Source organism: Kribbella sp. CCNWLW201 (assembly GCF_037203805.1).
Taxonomy (GTDB): domain Bacteria; phylum Actinomycetota; class Actinomycetes; order Propionibacteriales; family Kribbellaceae; genus Kribbella.
Window position 1 is genome coordinate 182648 of record NZ_JBBCBQ010000004.1, and the last position, 17907, is coordinate 200554.

The window sequence follows — 17907 nt, forward strand, 5'->3', positions numbered from 1 at the left end:
CCGAGTCTACTTCTGCTGCTGGGGCGCCGGGCCGGTCGAGCCTCGGATGACCAGATGGGTGCCGAGGACAACGTGTTGGTCGAGTGCGTACTGGTCACGGTGCAGCGCGAGCCGGATCGCGGTCCGGCCGAGCTCCTCGTGCGGGAGGTGGACCGTGCTGAGGCCCGGTGTCAGGTCGGCGGCCAGCGGGATGTCGTCGTACCCGATCACGGAGACGTCCTCGGGGACGCGCAGGCCTGCCTCGTGCAGGGCGAACAGGACGCCGCTGGCGACCACGTCGGTGATCGCGAAGATTGCGGTGAACGGGACGCCGCGGTCCAGCAAGCCCTTCGTGTGCTGGTATCCGGACTCGCGGTCGTAGACACCGGGCAGGACCCGCTGCTTGGCGACGTTGAGGCCGTGCGCCTTGTGAGCGCGGGTGTAGCCGGCGAAGCGTGCTTTGGTGGTGGTGTGCTCGGGTTCGCCCACGCCGATGATGGCGATCTGGCGATGGCCGAGTGAGATCAGGTGGTTGGTTGCGGCGAAGGCACCGCCCTCGTTGTCGTACTCCACCACGGTCGACGGGACGTCCGGGCCGATCGGTGGCCGGCCGCAGAGCACTAGGCGGGATCCGGTCCGGTCCAAGGCTTTGGCGAGTTGCGTCATCCGCTCCAGGTTGGCCGCCGATCGGATGCCACCACCGACGAGTACGACGGCCTCAGCCTGCTGCTCGCGCATCAACTCGATCAGCTCGAGCTCACGGTTGGGGTCGCCATTGTGGGTGCAGACCAGGCACAGCCGTCCTTCGGCTGTGGTCTGCTGCTCGACGCCCTGCCCGATGTAGGCGAACAGTGGGCCGACCAGGTCGCGGATGATGAACGCCACGGTCCGCGGGCCGCCGCCGACGAGCGCACGGGCCTGCGCGTTCGCGACGTAGTCGAGCTGCTCGACCGCTCGCATCACCCGGCCGCGGGTGGTCGCCGCGACCGGATAGTTGCCCGCGAGCACGCGGGAGACGGTCGTCGCCGAAACGCCGGCGACCGCGGCGACGTCCTTCACCGTGGGCCGGTCCCCTGACGACAGTCTCCCCACCAAAGCTCCTTAGAAAGCGCTCGCTGAAATTGTGACACGAACTCACGGGAGAGACAGCGTCGAACGGGCGAGATCTACCCGAGAATCCCCCGATCTGCTTGACAGATCAGCGCCCGGAAGCGGTGGCCGAATGTTCCTAGCGCCAGGTGGAAAACGTTACCTGGAGCTGACTGCCACGAGCCCGGGGGTTGGAGGGCATCGGAGTTGGAGCGAGCGTACGCCGGGAGGGAACAGGAAGCACGGACGCGGGAGGGGAGAGGTGGAGCGGGGAGGTGGGAACTGAGGCGCTGGAGCAGGGGAGGTGCAGCGGGAGTAGGGAGATAGAGCAGGGGAGTGGGAGGGGTGGGCGGGGGCGAGCTCAGGGGGTGAGGCGGTGGGCCCGCCCCTCCCTGGGGTGGTTAGTGGCGGGATTGGAGGGCGTCGCGGATTTCGGTGAGGAGTTGTTGGTCGGTGGTGAGGGGGTCGGGCTCGGGTTCGATACCGCGGGCGCGGCGTTCGGCGAGCTTGTTGAGCGGCATCACGATGACGAAGTAGATGGCCGCCGCGACGAAGAGGAAGTTGAGCGCGGCCTGCAGGATCAGCCCGATCGAGAAGGTCGCCTCGTTGATCTCGAAGGACCAGACCTTGCTGATGTCCGTCTTGCCGAAGATCGCGGCGATCAGCGGGTTGATCAGGCCGTCGACGAGCGACTTGACGACAGCGCCGAACGCGGCGCCGATGACGACGGCGACCGCGAGGTCGACGACGTTGCCGCGCATGATGAATTCCTTGAAGCCCTTGAGCATGTGGGGTGCCTCCACGGTGCGGGTGATGTTCCCCGTCAACGTAGGGCTACGACTCCGCCAGTGCGAGAAAGCACGCCGGACAGGCACGCATCGTGCGCGCTTGTGTCCGATTGGTGACCATCAACTGGTGTCCGGGGTCAGCGCCACAGCGATTTTGGAGTTGGCGGTGGCTTGGGCCAGGCGGTTGGCGACCTCGGGGCTGGTGGCGACCACGATCAGTGCGCCGGAGGTCGTCGTACGGGCGGAGGGCAGGGCGACCACGCGGACGGCTCGGGCGAGGAGGTTCGCGGACTCGGCTGGTGTGCTGGTGGCGGCGTACAGGTTGATGTGGTCGCCGACGCGGAGGAGTGCGCTGATGTCGGCGTCGTCGATGCGGAACGGGTACGCGAGTGAGCCGGCCGGGACCGAGACCGGCGCCAGGAAGCGGGCGTCGGTGAGTGGTTCGCCGGATCTGACCGGGCCGCTCAGGATGCGCGCGGTCAGATCGGTGCCCGGTCTGAGAGCACCGTCGGGCACGGCGTCGGTGGGCAGGTCGAGAGTGCGGAGGTCCGAGCCGGCAGGCACGGCTCCGCCGGTCAGGTCGCGGGCGGCGGCCAGCACGGCGACGGTCGGCGGAGGTTGAGGGGACATGGCGACAAGGCCGAAGTACACAGCTGCCGCGGCGGCCGCGCCGGCCAGTAGTCGACGATGCCACCGAGCGGCACGGATCAGGTCACGAAGGGGGAAAGGGATTCTCATGCCAGAGAAAGTACGAGTTTCCCGCTACCCCACCCGTCGGTTATCCACAGGCCATGCGAGCGGCCGGGTGGTGTCAGGCGGCGCTGGTGTTGGTGCTCGAGGAGGAGCCGCCGCTCGACGAGGTCGAGGAGGATGACGTCGAGCTCGACGAGGAGCCGGAGTCCGACGACGACGAACCGGAGGACGAGGTCGAGGCGGCCGGCGCGTCGGACTTCGCCGAGACCGTGCTCTTGCCCGAGTTGCGGCTGTCGGTGCGGTAGAAGCCGGAGCCCTTGAACACGACGCCGACGGCGTTGAACACCTTGCGCAGGGTGCCCTGGCAGGCCGGGCAGACGGTCAGCGCGTCGTCCGTGAAGCTCTGCCGCACCTCGAGCGCCTCGCCGCAGTCGGTGCACTGGTACTGGTACGTCGGCACGGTTCGTTCCCTTCAGGCCGTTGGCACTCGTACTACTCGACTGCTAATAATGCTCCAGCGACCCGAACTATTCCAACTCGGGCGTGGGATACCTCAACTCAGCGTGCTTGTCCACTGGACGCAGAGCCACGCAAAGTTGTGCGGTACCCCATTTGGGGCGGGCGCCCGCATTCTCTACGGTTGGGTCCGTGCGTCGCCTGCTACGAGTCGTCATCATGAGCGGAATCGCCCTCGCCACGGTCCTCGTGGTGATCGCGGGAACCGTCGTCTTCGTCGTCCGCCATTCCTTCCCGACGTACGACGGAACGGTCGAACTGACCGGTCTCGACGGCGACGTCGAAGTCAGCCGGGACGCGAACGGCATCCCGCAGATCTACGCGGACAATCCCAGTGACCTGTTCGCTGCACAGGGTTACGTGCACGCGCAGGACCGCTTCTTCGAGATGGACTTCCGCCGGCACGTCACCGCCGGCCGGCTGGCGGAACTGTTCGGGAAGGACGCGCTGGAGACGGACAAGTTCGTCCGCACGCTCGGCTGGCGCAAGGTCGCGGAGAAGGAGCTCGGCCTGCTCAGCCCGTCCACCCGGCAGTACCTGGACGACTACGCCCGCGGTGTGAACGCGTACCTGGACTCCCACAGCGGTTCGGGTCTGAGCCTGGAGTACGCCGTACTGTCGCTGCAGCCAGGTGGCCGGAACTACGTCCCGGAGCCGTGGACCGCGGCCGACTCGCTGGCCTGGCTGAAGGCGATGGCGTGGGACCTCGGCGGCAACATGGACGAGGAGATCACCCGGACCAAACTGGTCGCGGCGTTCCCGGCGCGCAACATCGAGAGCCTCTACCCGCAGTACCCGTACGACCGGAACGAGCCGATCATGGCCTTCGGCGCGATCCGCGGCGGCAAGTTCACCACCGCTCCGATCGCGTCCGAGGCCCGTCGCGGGATGCTGACGCAGGACCTGCTCAAGTCGCTCGACACGGTCGACAAGGTGGCCAAGGGCCTCCCGCAGCTGCTCGGCCGCGGTGACGGCATCGGCTCGAACTCATGGGTCGTCTCGGGTGACCACACGACTACCGGCAAGCCGCTGCTGGCCAACGACCCGCACCTCGGCGCGACCATGCCGGGGATCTGGACCCAGGTCGGCCTGCACTGCAACAACGTCAGCAAGGCCTGTCCGTACGACGTCTCGGGCTTCAGCTTCTCGGGTCTGCCCGGTGTCGTGATCGGCCACAACAACGCGATCTCGTGGGGTTTCACCAACCTCGACCCGGACGTCACCGACCTCTACCTCGAGCGCGTCGAGGGCGACAACGTGCTCTACAACAACAAGTGGCGCGCGATGGCGACCCGCGAGGAGACGTTCAAGGTCGCCGGCCAGGACGAGCCGGTGAAGATCACCGTCCGCGAGACCCGGCACGGTCCGCTCATCTCCGACGTCGGCGAGGACCAGCGCGAGACCGGTGAGCTGGCCGCCAAGGGCAAGAATCCGACCGCGTACGGCGTCTCGATCCAGTGGACCGCCCTGAATCCCGGCCGCACCGCAGACGCCCTGTTCGCGATCAACCGGGCGCAGAACTGGACCCAGTTCCGGGCCGCCGCGCAACTGTTCCAGGTCCCCTCGCAGAACCTCGTGTACGCCGACACCGAAGGGCACATCGGCTACCAGGCCCCCGGCCTGATCCCGATCCGGAAGACCGGCCGGGGTGACTGGCCGGTGCCGGGCTGGGATCCGAAGTACCACTGGACCGGGTACATCCCGTTCGATGCATTGCCCACCGAGTTCGATCCGGCGGACGGCGTCATCGTGACCGCGAACCAGGCGGTGGTGCCGCGGACGTACACGTACTACCTGACCAACGACTGGGACTACGGCTACCGCTCGCAGCAGATCCTCGACCGGATCAAGGCCGCCGGGAAGCTGGACGCGAACGCGATGGCGTCGATCCAGTTGGACACCAAGAACCGCGCCGCCGAGATGCTGGTGCCGTACCTGCTCCAGATCGGCATCGACGACGAGTTCGAACGCCAGGGTCAGGACACGCTGCGGAACTGGGATTTCACCCAGCCGGCCGACTCCGCGGCGGCGGCGTACTTCAACGTCGTCTGGCGCAATCTGCTTGCGCTGACCTTCCACGACCAGCTGCCTGAGAGCACTTGGCCGGACGGTGGCTCGCGCTGGTTCGAGGTGATCCACACACTGCTCGGCCAGCGGAACAGCGGCTGGTGGGACGACCTGCGCACACCGCAGCACGAGAACCGCGACGACATCCTGCGTGAAGCCCTGATCGACGCACGTCAGGAGATCACCCAGAAGATGGCCCGTGAGCCGTCGAACTGGCAGTGGGGCCGGCTGCACAAGCTCACGCTGACCAACCAGACGCTCGGCAAGTCCGGCATCGGTGTGGTGGAGAAGCTGTTCAACCGCGGTCCGTACGAGCTCGGTGGCGGCTCCTCGATCGTCGACGCGACGGCCTGGGATGCATCCAAGGGCTACACGGTCACCGCGACGCCGTCGATGCGGATGGTGGTCGACCTGTCCGACTTCGACAAGTCCCGGTGGATCAACCTGACCGGTGTCTCCGGGCACGCGTTCTCGTCCAACTACACCGACCAGACGGACCTGTGGGTGCGTGGTGAGACCCTGCCCTGGGCCTATACCAAGGGTGCTGTCGAGGCGACCCGCGAGCACACTCTGACCTTCACCAAGCCGGAGCCCTGAGCACTCACCAGGCCGGGGCGCTCGCCTCCGCGAACAGCTCTTCCGGCCAGGTCCACAGCGCCCGCTGAGTCAGCAGGATCGAGATGGTCTGCTCGGCCGGAGTGGTCGACCAGAGCGTGCCGAGCCCACCGGCCCAGCCGTAGCGATTGCCACTGACCGATAGGCCGTAGCCCCACCCGGTATCCGGCCCGAGGAAGTCGGCAGCCGCCGTACGCTGTGCAGCCGTCAGGTGGTCCGTCGTCATCTCCGCGACGGCAGCTGGCGACAGAATGCGGTCCCCACCGGACAGCAGCATCCGGGCGAATGCGTGAAAGTCGTCCGCCGTCGAGATCAGCCCGCCACTGGCGTCCGGGAACGACGGCGGCTCCAGCCAGTGGCTGTCCGTAGCTGGGTCGAGTACGTCGTCTCCGACGTACGCCGTGGTCAGTCGCGCCGGGTCCGACGCGGTGAAGCCGGTGTCACGCATCCCAAGTGGCTCGAACAGCCGCTCCTGCAGGAAGACCTCCAACGGCTGCTCGGTGACTCGTGCGATCAGTACGCCGAGCACGTGTGAGCCGGTCGAGTACATCCACCGCTCACCCGGCTGGTACTGCAGCGGCAGCGACCCGAACCGTCGCATCCACTCATCCGGATCGAGTGGAGTCCGCGGTACCGGAGGCCCGAACGTACGTAGCTCCAGCTCCTCCTCCAGTTGACGGATCCCTGGGTTGTCCGACTCACCCAGCCCCAGCCGGAACGTCAGCAGGTCCCGCAGCGTGATCGGCCGGTTCGCGGCGACAGTGTCGTCGACCGGCCCGTCCGGATCGCGGAGTACCCGCATCCCAGCCAGCTCGGGCAGCAGGTTGTCGACGGGCGCGTCCATGGACAGCCGGAGCTCGTCGACCAGGATCATCGCCGCAGCCGCGACGATCGGCTTGGTGAACGACGCAACTCGGAACAAGCTGTCCCGCTGCATCGGCGGACCGTCGAAGGTCGTATTACCCAGTACGCCGACGCGAGTCTCGCCCGCGTGGCTCACCAGCGAGACCAGTCCGGGCAGCACTCCGTTCTCGACGTACGAGCTCAGCATCAGCCCAGTCCACCCGCGAACGGCGTGTCCCGCCACTGCCCGACGAACATCCGGATGCCGTCACCCAGTGAGGGCAGCCGCGGCACCAGCGGAGCGCACACCATCACCTGCAGCACGCGAGCCGTGTCCATCACCCGCTGAACCCGCTCGTCCAACACAGGTCGTCCCAGTGCCGTCGCGGCCTCGTTGTAGACCTTCCCGAGGTCCGGACCGAACCCAGCCATGTCCCACTCGAGCGGACCGAGCGTCGTGTCCTCGAAGTCTGACCACAGCACGCCGTCCGCGGTGGGGATCACGTTGTACGACGGAGCGTCGCCATGGATCGTCTGGATCGTCGCCGACGGGCAGACCGCCTCGAACTCGCTCCGACTCGTCAGCATCGGCCCCAGCACCTCCCACTCGGCCCGTGCCCGGTCCACGTCCTCCTGCTCGAGCAGACCCGGCACAGCCTCCAACTTGGGCAGCACCGACGGCACTGCGAGCAGCGGCGTCATCCACGGCAGCTCCTCCGGGTACTCCGCCAGTACGGCGTGCAGCTCAGCGGCCCGGACAGTGCTTGCTACGTAGTCGATCTCCACCGACTTGTCCTGCTCCACGAACTGCCAGAACGTCATGGAGAACCCGTCCTGCTGCACAGGCTTCAGCGGTACCAGCGGGCTCGGCGCCGCCACCGGCTTGCCCTGTTCGGCCAGCCACGCAGCCACGTTCAGTTCGCGCTGCTGCCGTCGTACGGCGACCTCCGGCTCCAGCAAGTGGTCCGGCAGGGTGATGGGGACCCGCGCGACCACGGGCGATGGCTTGACGTGCACCACTACGGAGAACGCGTCGTACAGGACCGTTGGGTCGGTGACGGTCAGGCCAAGGTCTCGTGCGGCCGTCGCAGCGGCTTGTACGGCGTTCTCAGTCATCCAGCGATCATCTCAACACGATCAACTGATTTGGCGTCAGCGCAGCGTGCACCAGTTGGTCGTGGTCGTCCGCCGGAAGCGCTTCGACGACCTCCGAGTCGTACACCGCGGCCCAGATCGGCGTACCGGGTCTGACACGAGCGAGTGCCCGGTCGTACGAGCCGCCACCGCGTCCCAGCCGCACACCGTCGCGTGCGACGGCCACAGCCGGGCAGATGACCAGATCGGCGGTGGCGATCGCGTCCGGGCCCAGGTCGACAGGCGGCTCGGACATGCCCCGCCGGCCGGGGACCAGGTCCGCGGCACCTGGTGCGACACCCCAGCCGAGGTCGTTGTCGGCGTACAGGATCGGCAGCAGTACGTCACGGCCGGTTGCCAGCAGCCAGTCGATCAGTGCGCCGGTCTGCGGCTCCGGACCCATCGACACGTACAGAGCGATCCGCCGCGCCGCCAGCACCGCGGGCTGCGCTTGAGCGACCCCGAGAAGGTCACCCGCGTGAGGCCGAGCTCTGCGGGCACCGAGCAAGTACTGTCGCGCCGCGACCTTGGACGGGAACACCCCCTGATCGTAGATGGCGTGACGCGGATAACACGGTGATTACCCGACGTCCCCTAGGGTTGTGCCATGAACGAGCGGAGCGAGTTCATCATCAAACGCAGTGTGTCTCGTGCCTCATCTGCGCCCGGAGCGAAGCGAGGACGTAGATGAGCCTGGCAGGTCTTCGACAGGCGCAGGAGAAGATGCGCGCGGCCGGCGCTGCCGACGTCGCGATACGCGTCTTCACTCACTACTACCGGCTGCTCGAATCGGGTCAGCAGGGGACGATCCCCGAGGACGACATCGAGCCGGTGGGCGACCTGCCGCACCTCGACCACCTCGACACCGACCCCGAGGCGATGCGCGCCGCGCTGGCCGAGACGGTGGTGATCAAGCTCAACGGCGGTCTCGGCACGTCGATGGGTGTGACCGGGCCGAAATCCGCCCTCCCGGTCAAGGACGGGTTGAGCTTCCTCGACATCATCGCCCGCCAGATCCTCAGTACCCGCAAGGCGTACGACGTACCGCTGCCGCTGGTGCTGATGAACTCCTTCCGCACCAAGGAGGAGTCGCTGCAGATCCTGAGCGAGTACGACGGCCTCCCGGTCGACGGCATCCCGCTGGACTTCCTGCAGAACATGGAGCCCAAGCTGCTCGCCGACGACCTGACGCCGGCCGAGTGGCCGCCGGACCCGGAGCTGGCCTGGTGCCCGCCCGGTCACGGCGACCTGTTCACCGCGTTGGTTGCCTCCGGCACCCTCGATGCGCTGCGGGAGCGCGGTTTCCGGCACGCGTTCATCTCCAACGCGGACAACCTCGGCGCCACCCCGGACGGCCGGATCGCGGCCTGGATGGCCGAGCACGACGTCCCGTTCGGGATGGAGGTCTGCCGGCGGACCCGGTCCGACCGCAAGGGCGGGCACGTCGCGGTACGCAAGTCCGACGGCCGGCTGATCCTGCGGGACAGCGCCCAGGTCGCCGACGAGGACACCGAGCACTTCCAGGACATCACCCGGCACACGACGTTCAACACGAACAACCTGTGGATCGACCTGGACCGGCTGGCCGAGATGATGGACGGGCACGACGGCGTCCTCGGACTGCCGATCATCGTGAACCGCAAGACCGTCGACCCGGCCGACCCGTCGTCGCCGAAGGTGATCCAACTGGAGACCGGGATGGGTACGGCGATCGAGACCTTCGAGGGATCGCAGGCGGTGCTGGTGGACCGCAGCCGGTTCAAACCGGTGAAGACGACCAACGACCTGCTGGTCCTGCGGTCCGACGTGTACGAGCTGACCGAGTCGGGCGACCTGACCACGACCCATGAGGGCGACGAGCCGTACGTCGACCTGGACCCGGTGTACTTCAAGGTCCTGGCCGACTTCGAGGCCCGGTTCCCGGCCGGGCCGCCGTCGCTGGTCCGCGCCGACCGGCTCGAGGTGCGCGGTGACGTTGCCTTCGGCAAGGATGTGACGGTGGTCGGCGACGTCGAGATCACCGCGGCGGACGGTGAGCGCCGGGTGGTCGAGGACGGCGCCGTACTCGAGAGCTGACGGGGCCTGGGGGCTGGGGGGACTGAGTGGACGATCTGCTGATCCGGCCGATGGAGCCGTACGACACCGACGAGGCGGCCCGGCTGTGGTGGCGATCGCGGCACGCGGACGGTGCTCTGCTGCCGCCGGCGATCCACACCTTCGACGAGGTCGCGACCTGGTTCGCCGAGGTCCTCCTGCCGGACGCGCAGACCTGGGTGGCACTGGACGACGGCCGGATCGTCGCCGTCCTGACCCTCGACGGCGACGACCTCGACCAGCTGTACGTCGACCCCGACGCCGCCGGGCAGGGTGTCGGCTCGACCCTCGTCGACCTCGCCAAGGACCTCCGCCCCGGCGGTCTCGCGCTCTGGACCTTCCAGACCAACACCCGCGCACAGTCCTTCTACCTCCACCACGGCTTCACCGAAGTACGCCGTACCGACGGAGCCACCAACGAGGAACGCGCCCCCGACATCCGGCTGGTGTGGGGAAACCACCCCGAATCCACCGGCTGAGGCCGGCCGGGCGCCCTTGGATTAGGGTCGGGGCGTGAGACGTAGTGTGGATGAGCATCTGGAAGTAGTGCTGGGGAGGGTGCAGGCGCTACCGGCGTTCGAGCAGCCGTTGATGGAGGCTGTCGGGCTGGTGCTCTGCGAGGACGTCGTCTCAGGGCTGAGCCTGCCGGGGTTCGACAACTCGGCGATGGACGGGTACGCCGTCCAGGCCGGGGACCTGGCCGGGGCGTCGCAGGACAACCCGATCACGCTGCCCGTGGTCGGTGAGATCGCGGCCGGCCGGGTCGAGCACATCGTGGTGACCCCGGGCACCTGTGTCCGCATCATGACCGGCGCACCGATGCCGCGTGGCGCGGACAGCGTCGTACCGGTGGAGTGGACCGACGGCGGTACGGCGAACGTGCGGATCGCGCAGCAGCCCGCGCTGGGAGCGTCCGTACGGCGAGCCGGTGAGGACGTGCAGGCGGGGGAGAAGGTCCTGGACCGGGACACCGTGCTCGGTCCGCGGCAGATCGCCGTACTCGCTGCTGTCGGTCGTGCCCGGGTCAAGGCGCGCCCGCGGCCCCGCGTGGTCGTGGTGTCGACCGGAGCCGAACTGCGGGAGCCGGGGACCCGGCTGGGCGAGGGTCAGATCTACGACTCGAACAGCTACACGCTGGCCGCGGCCGCACGCGACGCCGGGGCCGTGGTGTACCGCGTCGGCATCGTCGGCGACGACCCGAAGCGGATCATGGACACGCTGTCCGACCAACTCGTCCGCGCCGACCTGGTGATCACCACCGGCGGGGTGAGCATGGGTGCGTACGACGTGGTCAAGGAAGAGCTCTCCAAGCTCGGCACGGTCGACTTCCCCCAGGTCGCGATGCAACCCGGGAAGCCGCAGGGCTTCGGCGTACTCGGTGAGGACGAGGTGCCGATCTTCACGCTGCCCGGGAACCCGGTGTCGGCGTACGTGTCCTTCGAGGTGTTCGTCCGGCCGGCGCTGCGCAAGCTGATGGGGCAGATGCCGTACCGCCGGCAGCCGGTGCAGGGGATCTCGCTGGACGGGTTCAGCTCGCCGGCCGGGAAGCGGCAGTTCGTCCGCGCCGCGGCCACCTCCGGCGACGAGGGCTGGATGGCCAGTACAGTCGGCGGGCACGGCTCACACCTGCTCGGCGGGCTGAGCCGCTCGAACGCGCTGATCGTGGTGCCCGAGGACGTGACGTCGGTCCGGGCCGGCGATCAGGTGGAGCTCTGGCCGCTGGACGAGGAGACCGGATGACGGACGACCCGAGGCTGACTCACGTCGACGAGACCGGCGCCGCCCGGATGGTCGATGTGTCGGCCAAGGACGTGGGTTCGCGGCGAGCCGTTGCCAGCGGCAAGGTTTTCGTCTCGGCCGAGGTGGTCACGGCTTTGCGCGGCGAGGGCGTACCCAAGGGTGACGCGCTGGGCGTCGCCCGGATCGCCGGCATCATGGGCGCCAAGCGGACACCCGACCTGGTCCCGCTGTGCCACCCGATCGCGATCACCGGCGCGAAGGTCGACCTCGAGGTCGCGGACGACGCAGTACTCATCACCGCAGCTGTGAAGACGACCGACCGGACCGGTGTCGAGATGGAGGCCCTGACTGCTGTCGCGGTCGCCGGTCTCGCGGTGATCGACATGGTGAAGGCGATCGACCCGGCCGCCGTGCTGTCCGACGTACGCGTGGAACTCAAAGAGGGCGGTAAGACCGGGCACTGGGAGCGGCCGTGAGAGCCCTGGTCGTCAGCGTCTCCAACCGCGCCGCCGCCGGTGTCTACACCGACACCACCGGGCCGCTGATCGCTGGGAGTCTGACTGAGTGGGGCTTCCAGGTGACCGGTCCGCAGGTCGTCCCCGATGGTGACCCTGTCGGTGATGCGCTGCGCTCCGCGGTCTCAGCGTCGTACGACGTGATCGTGACGACCGGCGGCACCGGCATCTCGCCGACCGACGAGACACCCGAACAAACGGCTGCTGTGCTCGACAAGGTGATCCCTGGTATCGCTGAAGCGATCAGGGCGTACGGCGTGGCGAACGGCGTACCGACTGCCGCTCTGTCCCGTGGTCTGGCCGGAGTGGCGCGTACGACGGTCATCGTGAACCTGCCCGGTTCGCGCGGCGGGGTCAAGGACGGGCTCGCCGTGTTGAAGCCGCTGCTGCGGCACGCGGTCGAGCAAGTCCGCGGCGGTGACCACGTCCGGACGGACAACGACTGATGGCGATCGTCCACTGGCCCGTCGAACTCCGGCACGGGCAGGTCGCCCTCCGGCCGCTGCGCGCGGGTGACGGCGCCGAGTGGGCGGCCGCGCGCCAGCGCAACGTGAGTTGGTTGCGGCCGTGGGACGCCACCCAGCCGCCCGGCGCGGAGGACGGCGCACGCACGTTCCGCGCGATGGCACGCGACTGGAACCGGCAGGCTCGGTACGGCCGGATGCTGCCGTTCGTCATCACGTACGGCGGTGCCGCCGGCGCCGGGTCGCGGTCGAAATGGCCGCTGGTCGGCCAGCTGACCGTGTCCGGAATCACCTACGGCTCCGCGCGCTGGGCCAACCTCGGCTACTGGGTCGACGAGCAGTACGCCGGCCGCGGCATCGTCCCGACCGCGGTCGCGATGGCCGCCGACCACTGCTGGTTCACCCTCGGCCTGCACAGGATCGAAGTGGCGATCCGCCCCGAGAACAAGGCGAGTCTGCGGGTGGTGGAGAAGCTCGGCTTCCGGTACGAGGGCGAGCGGCCGCGGTTCCTGCACATCGACGGTGATTGGCGCGACCATCGAATCTTCGCGCTCAACGTCGAGGAGGTCGGGCCCGGTCTCGTAGCGCGACTGGTTTGATCACGGAGCGTCGCTATTCACATCAGTCACACGAGTCTTCTTGCGACACACCGGCAGACATGCCTCATCTGGCCCTCGCTGGGTCTTAGCGTCGTCGCATGGGGACGACAGGGCTGATCTATGTGGCGATCGTCGCCGCGTGGGCCGCCTACCTCGTCCCGATGCTGCTGAAGCGCAACGACGAGGCACGACGGCCGCCGGTGGCGTCGTCGGACGCGCGCGTGCTCGCCCGGCAGGGCGATCCGCAGTCGCGTTCGCGGTACGTCGTACGCCCTGCTGGTGCTGGGGCCGCTGCTTCCGGTGCGGCTGAGGAGGACTTGCCGCCGCCGGCGCCGCGGTTCGTCCCCAACCGCGCCCGCCGGGTGGCCGCCATGCGCCGCCGGCGGGTCCTGTCGCTCCTGACCCTTTCGCTGTTGTCGGTGACCGCGCTGGCCGGCCTCGAGATCCTGCTGTGGTGGACGGTGGCGATCCCGGGCTCGCTGATCGTCGCGTTCGTCGTACTGACCCGCGTACAGCTCCGGCGCCACGCACGTGACCGTGCCCGGGTCGCCGCCGAGCGCCGTACCCGCGCCCAGGCCCGGCACGACCGCGGCCCGGCCGGCAAGCCCGCGCCCTCACCGGACGAGGAGATGACCATCGAGGTCAAGCTCCCCGCCTCGGCTCCCGAGCCGGTCGAGAAGCCGAGGACCGACGGCCTGTGGGACCCGGTCCCGGTCACGCTGCCGACGTACGTCATGAAGGAGAAGGCCCCGGACCGCACCGTCCGCACCATCTCCCTCTCCGACGACGAGGTCTTCTCCTCAGCCCGTACGACGGACCCCGCCGAAACCCCGCCCGTCGTCGAGTCGCCGGCCCCGGCCACCGCCGAGGAACCCGAGATCAAGCGCGCCGTCGGCGACTGATATCCGGTTTTAGTCAGAGAGCCTCTCCGTGTTAGAGTTTCGCGGTCGCCAGGGAAACTCGGCGATCAGCTCGGGGCTGTGGCGCAGTTGGTAGCGCGCTTCGTTCGCAACGAAGAGGCCAGGGGTTCGAATCCCCTCAGCTCCACGAAGGCGTAGGCGAGGTGTGTCCGCGGAAAGCGCGGACCGCCTCGCCTTCGTCGTGTTGTGCGGCTGCGCTTCGCTTGCCGCGAGCGGGGGCTTCGCCACCCGCACCCCCTGGGCCTTCGCTTCGCTCGGCCGCGGTGGTGGCCGTCGCCTTACTCGGCCGCAGCCGTCGCTTGATTCACCACACCGTGGTCGCGCGTGGCTGTGATCAGGTGGTTGGAGCCTGGTAGGTGTGCGAGCTCCGGAAGGATCTCGGCTGACTGCCACGCGGAAGCCGCGCCACAGCACCGGGAGTCCTGGCCTTCGCCCAAGACCGGAAAGCCAGCTGTCCAACAGCTTCGAGGTCTTGCCGCTGGTTGTTATGTGGTGGGGGTTTCGGCGGCGGATTTGATTGAGGTGGCTTCTGTTTCTAGGTACTGCTTGGTTAGGGAGCGGGTTAGTAGCCAGCCGATTGTGGACAGGGGGCCGGTGACGGTTAGGGCAAGGGTTAGGCGGCTGCCGGCGGGGTGAGGCTCGACGACGTGGGCGGCGGTGACGGTTACGCCGGGCGAGTTTGATTGCCAGGTGTACGACGAGCCGTCGGCCAGTTCGGTGACTGTCCAGACTGCGGTGGGGAGCCGGGGCTGTTGCAGGCGGGTTTGGGAGCCGATGGTCAGCGGGCCGGCGTCGAGACGTTCCACGGCGTCGACCGTTGGGATCCGCTCGGGCCAGCGCTCGACGTCGACGATCATCTCCCAGACCCGCTCGGGCGGGGCCGCGATGGTGACGGTGTGCTGCATGCCCGCCATGCGCTGAGTGTACGACGACACCCTGCAGGACTGAGGCCGTCGTACTCGAAACACCAAGCCTGGGGCGCGACCGGCGGTCGGGCTTGGTTGCTGAGGGAGCCGCTGCGCTCGACGTGGGAGCGCTGTTCGGTCATCGCCGGGCCGGCCTGAAGATGTCGTGGAAGCTAATCTTGACTCATTCCAGAAAAGGCGGCAGACTGCTGGGCGTGCCGACGGTCGACGAGCTCCAGGGGTTGTTGCGGGGGGCCGCGCTCCGGGTGACTCGGCCACGGTTGGCGGTGCTGGGCGCCGTACATGCGCATCCGCATGCCGACACGGACTCGATTATCGGGGCCGTGCGCAACGAACTTCCCGAGGTGTCGCACCAGGCGGTCTATGACTCGCTGCACACGTTGACGGCGGCAGGGCTGGTACGGCGGATTCAGCCGCACGGCCTGGTGGCCCGCTACGAGTCGCGGGTCGGGGACAACCATCATCACGTCGTCTGCCGGTCGTGCGGCGTCATCGCCGATGTCGACTGTGCGGTCGGGCATGCGCCATGCCTGACCGCTTCCGATGACCACGGTTTCGTGATCGACGAGGCCGAGGTCATCTACTGGGGCTTGTGCTCCGACTGCTCCACCTACCGAGCCTGACTTCCTTGAAACGTCCAGTCTGGAAGGAATCCGATGTCTGAGAACCACCCACCACTGCCCGGCGAGTCGACCCCGGAAAGCGAGGGCAAGTGCCCGGTCGCTCACACCCGTGCACCGCACCCGACCCAGGGTGGTGGCAACCGGGGCTGGTGGCCGGAGCGGCTCAACCTGAAGATCCTGGCCAAGAACCCGGCCGTCGCGAACCCGCTGGGCGAGGAGTTCGACTACGCCGCCGAGTTCAAGACGCTTGATCTCGCCGCGGTGAAGCGGGACATCGCCGAGCTGCTGACCACCTCGCAGGACTGGTGGCCGGCCGACTTCGGTCACTACGGCCCGTTCATGATCCGGATGGCCTGGCACAGCGCGGGGACGTACCGGATCAGCGATGGTCGCGGTGGCGCCGGTGCGGGTCAGCAGCGCTTCGCGCCGCTGAACAGCTGGCCGGACAACGGCAACCTGGACAAGGCCCGGCGGCTGCTGTGGCCGATCAAGAAGAAGTACGGCCAGAAGATCTCCTGGGCCGACCTGATGATCCTGACCGGCAACGTCGCGCTGGAGTCGATGGGCTTCAAGACGTTCGGCTTCGCCGGCGGCCGCGCGGACGTGTGGGAGCCGGACGAGGACGTCTACTGGGGTCCGGAAACCACCTGGCTGGGCGACGAGCGGTACACCGGTGACCGCGACCTGGAGAGCCCGCTCGGCGCGGTCCAGATGGGTCTCATCTACGTGAACCCGGAAGGCCCGAACGGCAACCCGGACCCGATCGCCGCGGCCCGCGACATCCGCGAGACGTTCGGCCGGATGGCGATGAACGACGAGGAGACCGTCGCGCTGATCGCCGGCGGGCACTCGTTCGGCAAGACCCACGGCGCCGGTCCCGCCGACCACGTCGGCGTCGAGCCCGAGGGCGCGCCGATCGAGGCGCAGGGCATCGGCTGGAAGAGCACCTTCGGCACCGGTAAGGGCAAGGACGCGATCACCAGCGGCCTCGAGGTCACCTGGACCACGACGCCGACCCAGTGGAGCAACAGCTTCTTCGAGATCCTCTTCGGGTACGAGTGGGAGCTCAGCAAGAGCCCGGCCGGCGCGCACCAGTGGGTGGCCAAGGACTCCGAGGAGATCATCCCGGACGCCTACGACGCGGCGAAGAAGCAGAAGCCGACGATGCTGACCACCGACCTGTCGCTGCGCTTCGACCCGATCTACGAGCCGATCTCGCGCCGCTTCCTGGAGAACCCGGACGAGTTCGCCGACGCGTTCGCCCGCGCCTGGTTCAAGCTGACCCACCGCGACATGGGCCCGATCGTGCGCTACCTCGGCCCTGAGGTCCCGGCCGAGACGCTGATCTGGCAGGACCCGTTGCCGGCGGCAACGGGTGAGGTGATCGGCGCCGACGACATCAACGCGCTGAAGGCCCAGGTCACCGCCTCTGGGCTGTCGGTCTCGCAGCTGGTCTCCACCGCGTGGGCGGCGGCGTCGTCGTTCCGCGGCAGTGACAAGCGCGGCGGCGCGAACGGTGCCCGCATCCGCCTCGAGCCGCAGAACGGCTGGGAGGTCAACAACCCCGACGAACTGGCGGTCGTCCTGCGCACGCTCGAGGGCATCCAGCAGTCCTTCAACGCCGCCGGCGGCAAGCAGGTCTCGCTGGCCGACCTGATCGTTCTCGCCGGTACGGCGGGAGTCGAGGTGGCGGCCAAGAACGCCGGGTACGACGTCGAGGTCGGCTTCACCCCGGGTCGCGTGGACGCGACGCTGGAGCAGACCGATGTCGACTCGTTCGCCGCGCTCGAGCCGATCGCGGACGGTTTCCGCAACTACTACGGCAAGGGCAACCGGCTGCCGGCCGAGTACCCGCTGCTCGACAAGGCGAACCTGCTGACCCTGAGCGCGCCCGAGCTGACCGTCCTGGTCGGCGGCCTGCGCGTCCTGGGTGCGAACTACGACGGCTCCAAGCTCGGCGTCTTCACCGACACCCCGGGCTCGCTGACCAACGACTTCTTCGCGAACCTGCTCGACCTGGGCACGGAGTGGACCGCGGTCGACGACAGCCAGGAGGTCTTCGAGGCCCGCGACGCCTCCGGTGAGGTGAAGTGGACCGGTACCCGCGCCGACCTGGTCTTCGGCTCCAACTCCGAGCTGCGCGCCCTCGCCGAGGTCTACGCCAGCGACGACGCGAAGGAGAAGTTCGTCAAGGACTTCGCCACCGCTTGGACCAAGGTCATGGAACTCGACCGCTTCGACCTCCGCTGACCAACACCAAACAGAAGGCCGGCTCCCTTGCCCCGAGGGAGCCGGTCTTCTG

The 17907-nt window shown here is 68.3% G+C and carries 18 protein-coding genes and 1 tRNA gene; 11 read left to right on the forward strand and 8 right to left on the reverse strand.

Annotated features, from left to right (window positions below; translation table 11 throughout):
• Positions 1 to 6 precede the first annotated feature (6 nt).
• From V9K99_RS19455 to V9K99_RS19470, 4 genes are all read right to left on the reverse strand, one after another.
• Positions 7 to 1071: a LacI family DNA-binding transcriptional regulator gene (locus tag V9K99_RS19455; RefSeq protein WP_337001052.1), complete on the reverse strand. Its 1065-nt coding sequence runs from the start codon at positions 1069 to 1071 to the stop codon at positions 7 to 9.
• Between the two features lie 398 nt (positions 1072 to 1469).
• Positions 1470 to 1856: a large conductance mechanosensitive channel protein MscL gene (gene mscL / locus V9K99_RS19460; RefSeq protein WP_337001054.1), complete on the reverse strand. Its 387-nt coding sequence runs from the start codon at positions 1854 to 1856 to the stop codon at positions 1470 to 1472.
• A 120-nt stretch (positions 1857 to 1976) separates the two neighbouring features.
• The gene (locus V9K99_RS19465; RefSeq protein WP_337001056.1) at positions 1977 to 2594 is read right to left on the reverse strand and encodes a hypothetical protein; all 618 of its coding nucleotides are present in this window, start codon (positions 2592 to 2594) and stop codon (positions 1977 to 1979) included.
• 73 nt (positions 2595 to 2667) lie between these two features.
• Entirely contained in the window at positions 2668 to 3009 is a 342-nt protein-coding gene (locus V9K99_RS19470; protein ID WP_337001058.1) for an FmdB family zinc ribbon protein, read from the reverse strand.
• Between the two features lie 188 nt (positions 3010 to 3197).
• On the opposite strand from V9K99_RS19470, the gene V9K99_RS19475 reads away from it, so the two are divergent.
• Positions 3198 to 5729, forward strand: coding sequence for a penicillin acylase family protein (locus tag V9K99_RS19475; RefSeq protein ID WP_337001060.1), 2532 nt, complete (start codon positions 3198 to 3200; stop codon positions 5727 to 5729).
• 4 nt (positions 5730 to 5733) lie between these two features.
• Here the strand turns inward: V9K99_RS19475 and V9K99_RS19480 are convergent, their stop codons facing one another.
• From V9K99_RS19480 to V9K99_RS19490, 3 genes are read right to left on the reverse strand one after another with little or no spacing between them, the layout of a single operon-like run.
• Entirely contained in the window at positions 5734 to 6798 is a 1065-nt protein-coding gene (locus V9K99_RS19480; RefSeq protein WP_337001062.1) for a serine hydrolase domain-containing protein, read from the reverse strand.
• Complete coding sequence (locus V9K99_RS19485; protein WP_337001064.1) at positions 6798 to 7706, reverse strand: phosphotransferase; 909 nt, start codon at positions 7704 to 7706, stop codon at positions 6798 to 6800. Before V9K99_RS19485 ends, V9K99_RS19480 begins: the two co-directional genes overlap by 1 nt.
• A 7-nt stretch (positions 7707 to 7713) precedes the next feature.
• On the reverse strand, positions 7714 to 8265 hold the full coding sequence (locus tag V9K99_RS19490) for a 5-formyltetrahydrofolate cyclo-ligase (RefSeq protein WP_337001066.1): 552 nt from the start codon (positions 8263 to 8265) through the stop codon (positions 7714 to 7716).
• Between the two features lie 146 nt (positions 8266 to 8411).
• On the opposite strand from V9K99_RS19490, the gene V9K99_RS19495 reads away from it, so the two are divergent.
• The 8 genes from V9K99_RS19495 (at position 8412) to V9K99_RS19530 (ending at position 14183) form a co-directional block, all read left to right on the forward strand.
• Positions 8412 to 9800 (forward strand): UTP--glucose-1-phosphate uridylyltransferase, encoded by a 1389-nt coding sequence (locus V9K99_RS19495; protein WP_337001068.1) that lies wholly within the window; start codon positions 8412 to 8414, stop codon positions 9798 to 9800.
• A 26-nt stretch (positions 9801 to 9826) separates the two neighbouring features.
• A complete protein-coding gene (locus tag V9K99_RS19500) occupies positions 9827 to 10297 on the forward strand; it encodes a GNAT family N-acetyltransferase (RefSeq protein ID WP_337001070.1) in 471 nt (156 codons plus the stop codon).
• A 34-nt stretch (positions 10298 to 10331) separates the two neighbouring features.
• Positions 10332 to 11558 (forward strand): molybdotransferase-like divisome protein Glp, encoded by a 1227-nt coding sequence (gene glp, locus V9K99_RS19505; protein WP_337001072.1) that lies wholly within the window; start codon positions 10332 to 10334, stop codon positions 11556 to 11558.
• Positions 11555 to 12034, forward strand: a complete 480-nt coding sequence (gene moaC, locus V9K99_RS19510) for a cyclic pyranopterin monophosphate synthase MoaC (protein ID WP_337001074.1) — start codon at positions 11555 to 11557, stop codon at positions 12032 to 12034. The genes glp and moaC overlap by 4 nt, the downstream gene beginning before the upstream one ends.
• Complete coding sequence (locus tag V9K99_RS19515) at positions 12031 to 12519, forward strand: MogA/MoaB family molybdenum cofactor biosynthesis protein (protein ID WP_337001075.1); 489 nt, start codon at positions 12031 to 12033, stop codon at positions 12517 to 12519. The genes moaC and V9K99_RS19515 overlap by 4 nt, the downstream gene beginning before the upstream one ends.
• On the forward strand, positions 12519 to 13136 hold the full coding sequence (locus V9K99_RS19520; RefSeq protein ID WP_337001076.1) for a GNAT family N-acetyltransferase: 618 nt from the start codon (positions 12519 to 12521) through the stop codon (positions 13134 to 13136). Before V9K99_RS19515 ends, V9K99_RS19520 begins: the two co-directional genes overlap by 1 nt.
• A 98-nt stretch (positions 13137 to 13234) precedes the next feature.
• Positions 13235 to 14038, forward strand: a complete 804-nt coding sequence (gene sepX / locus V9K99_RS19525; RefSeq protein WP_337001078.1) for a divisome protein SepX/GlpR — start codon at positions 13235 to 13237, stop codon at positions 14036 to 14038.
• Between the two features lie 72 nt (positions 14039 to 14110).
• Positions 14111 to 14183: transfer RNA gene (locus V9K99_RS19530), tRNA-Ala, on the forward strand.
• Positions 14184 to 14541: 358 nt separating this feature from the next.
• On the opposite strand, the gene V9K99_RS19535 is transcribed toward V9K99_RS19530, so the two are convergent.
• Positions 14542 to 14970, reverse strand: coding sequence for an SRPBCC family protein (locus tag V9K99_RS19535; RefSeq protein WP_337001081.1), 429 nt, complete (start codon positions 14968 to 14970; stop codon positions 14542 to 14544).
• Between the two features lie 206 nt (positions 14971 to 15176).
• On the opposite strand from V9K99_RS19535, the gene V9K99_RS19540 reads away from it, so the two are divergent.
• Positions 15177 to 15605, forward strand: a complete 429-nt coding sequence (locus V9K99_RS19540; RefSeq protein WP_337001083.1) for a Fur family transcriptional regulator — start codon at positions 15177 to 15179, stop codon at positions 15603 to 15605.
• 33 nt (positions 15606 to 15638) lie between these two features.
• Positions 15639 to 17855, forward strand: coding sequence for a catalase/peroxidase HPI (gene katG, locus V9K99_RS19545; RefSeq protein ID WP_337001086.1), 2217 nt, complete (start codon positions 15639 to 15641; stop codon positions 17853 to 17855).
• The last annotated feature ends 52 nt before the right edge of the window (positions 17856 to 17907 follow it).

Coding starts and splice junctions, on each gene's coding strand:
- V9K99_RS19465 (WP_337001056.1), bottom strand. CDS start 2,594: ATGAGAATCCCTTTCCCCCTTCGTGACCTGATCCGTGCCGCTCGGTGG.
- V9K99_RS19480 (WP_337001062.1), bottom strand. CDS start 6,798: ATGCTGAGCTCGTACGTCGAGAACGGAGTGCTGCCCGGACTGGTCTCG.
- katG (WP_337001086.1), top strand. CDS start 15,639: ATGTCTGAGAACCACCCACCACTGCCCGGCGAGTCGACCCCGGAAAGC.
- sepX (WP_337001078.1), top strand. CDS start 13,235: ATGGGGACGACAGGGCTGATCTATGTGGCGATCGTCGCCGCGTGGGCC.
- V9K99_RS19485 (WP_337001064.1), bottom strand. CDS start 7,706: ATGACTGAGAACGCCGTACAAGCCGCTGCGACGGCCGCACGAGACCTT.
- moaC (WP_337001074.1), top strand. CDS start 11,555: ATGACGGACGACCCGAGGCTGACTCACGTCGACGAGACCGGCGCCGCC.
- V9K99_RS19535 (WP_337001081.1), bottom strand. CDS start 14,970: ATGGCGGGCATGCAGCACACCGTCACCATCGCGGCCCCGCCCGAGCGG.
- V9K99_RS19495 (WP_337001068.1), top strand. CDS start 8,412: ATGAGCCTGGCAGGTCTTCGACAGGCGCAGGAGAAGATGCGCGCGGCC.
- V9K99_RS19520 (WP_337001076.1), top strand. CDS start 12,519: ATGGCGATCGTCCACTGGCCCGTCGAACTCCGGCACGGGCAGGTCGCC.
- mscL (WP_337001054.1), bottom strand. CDS start 1,856: ATGCTCAAGGGCTTCAAGGAATTCATCATGCGCGGCAACGTCGTCGAC.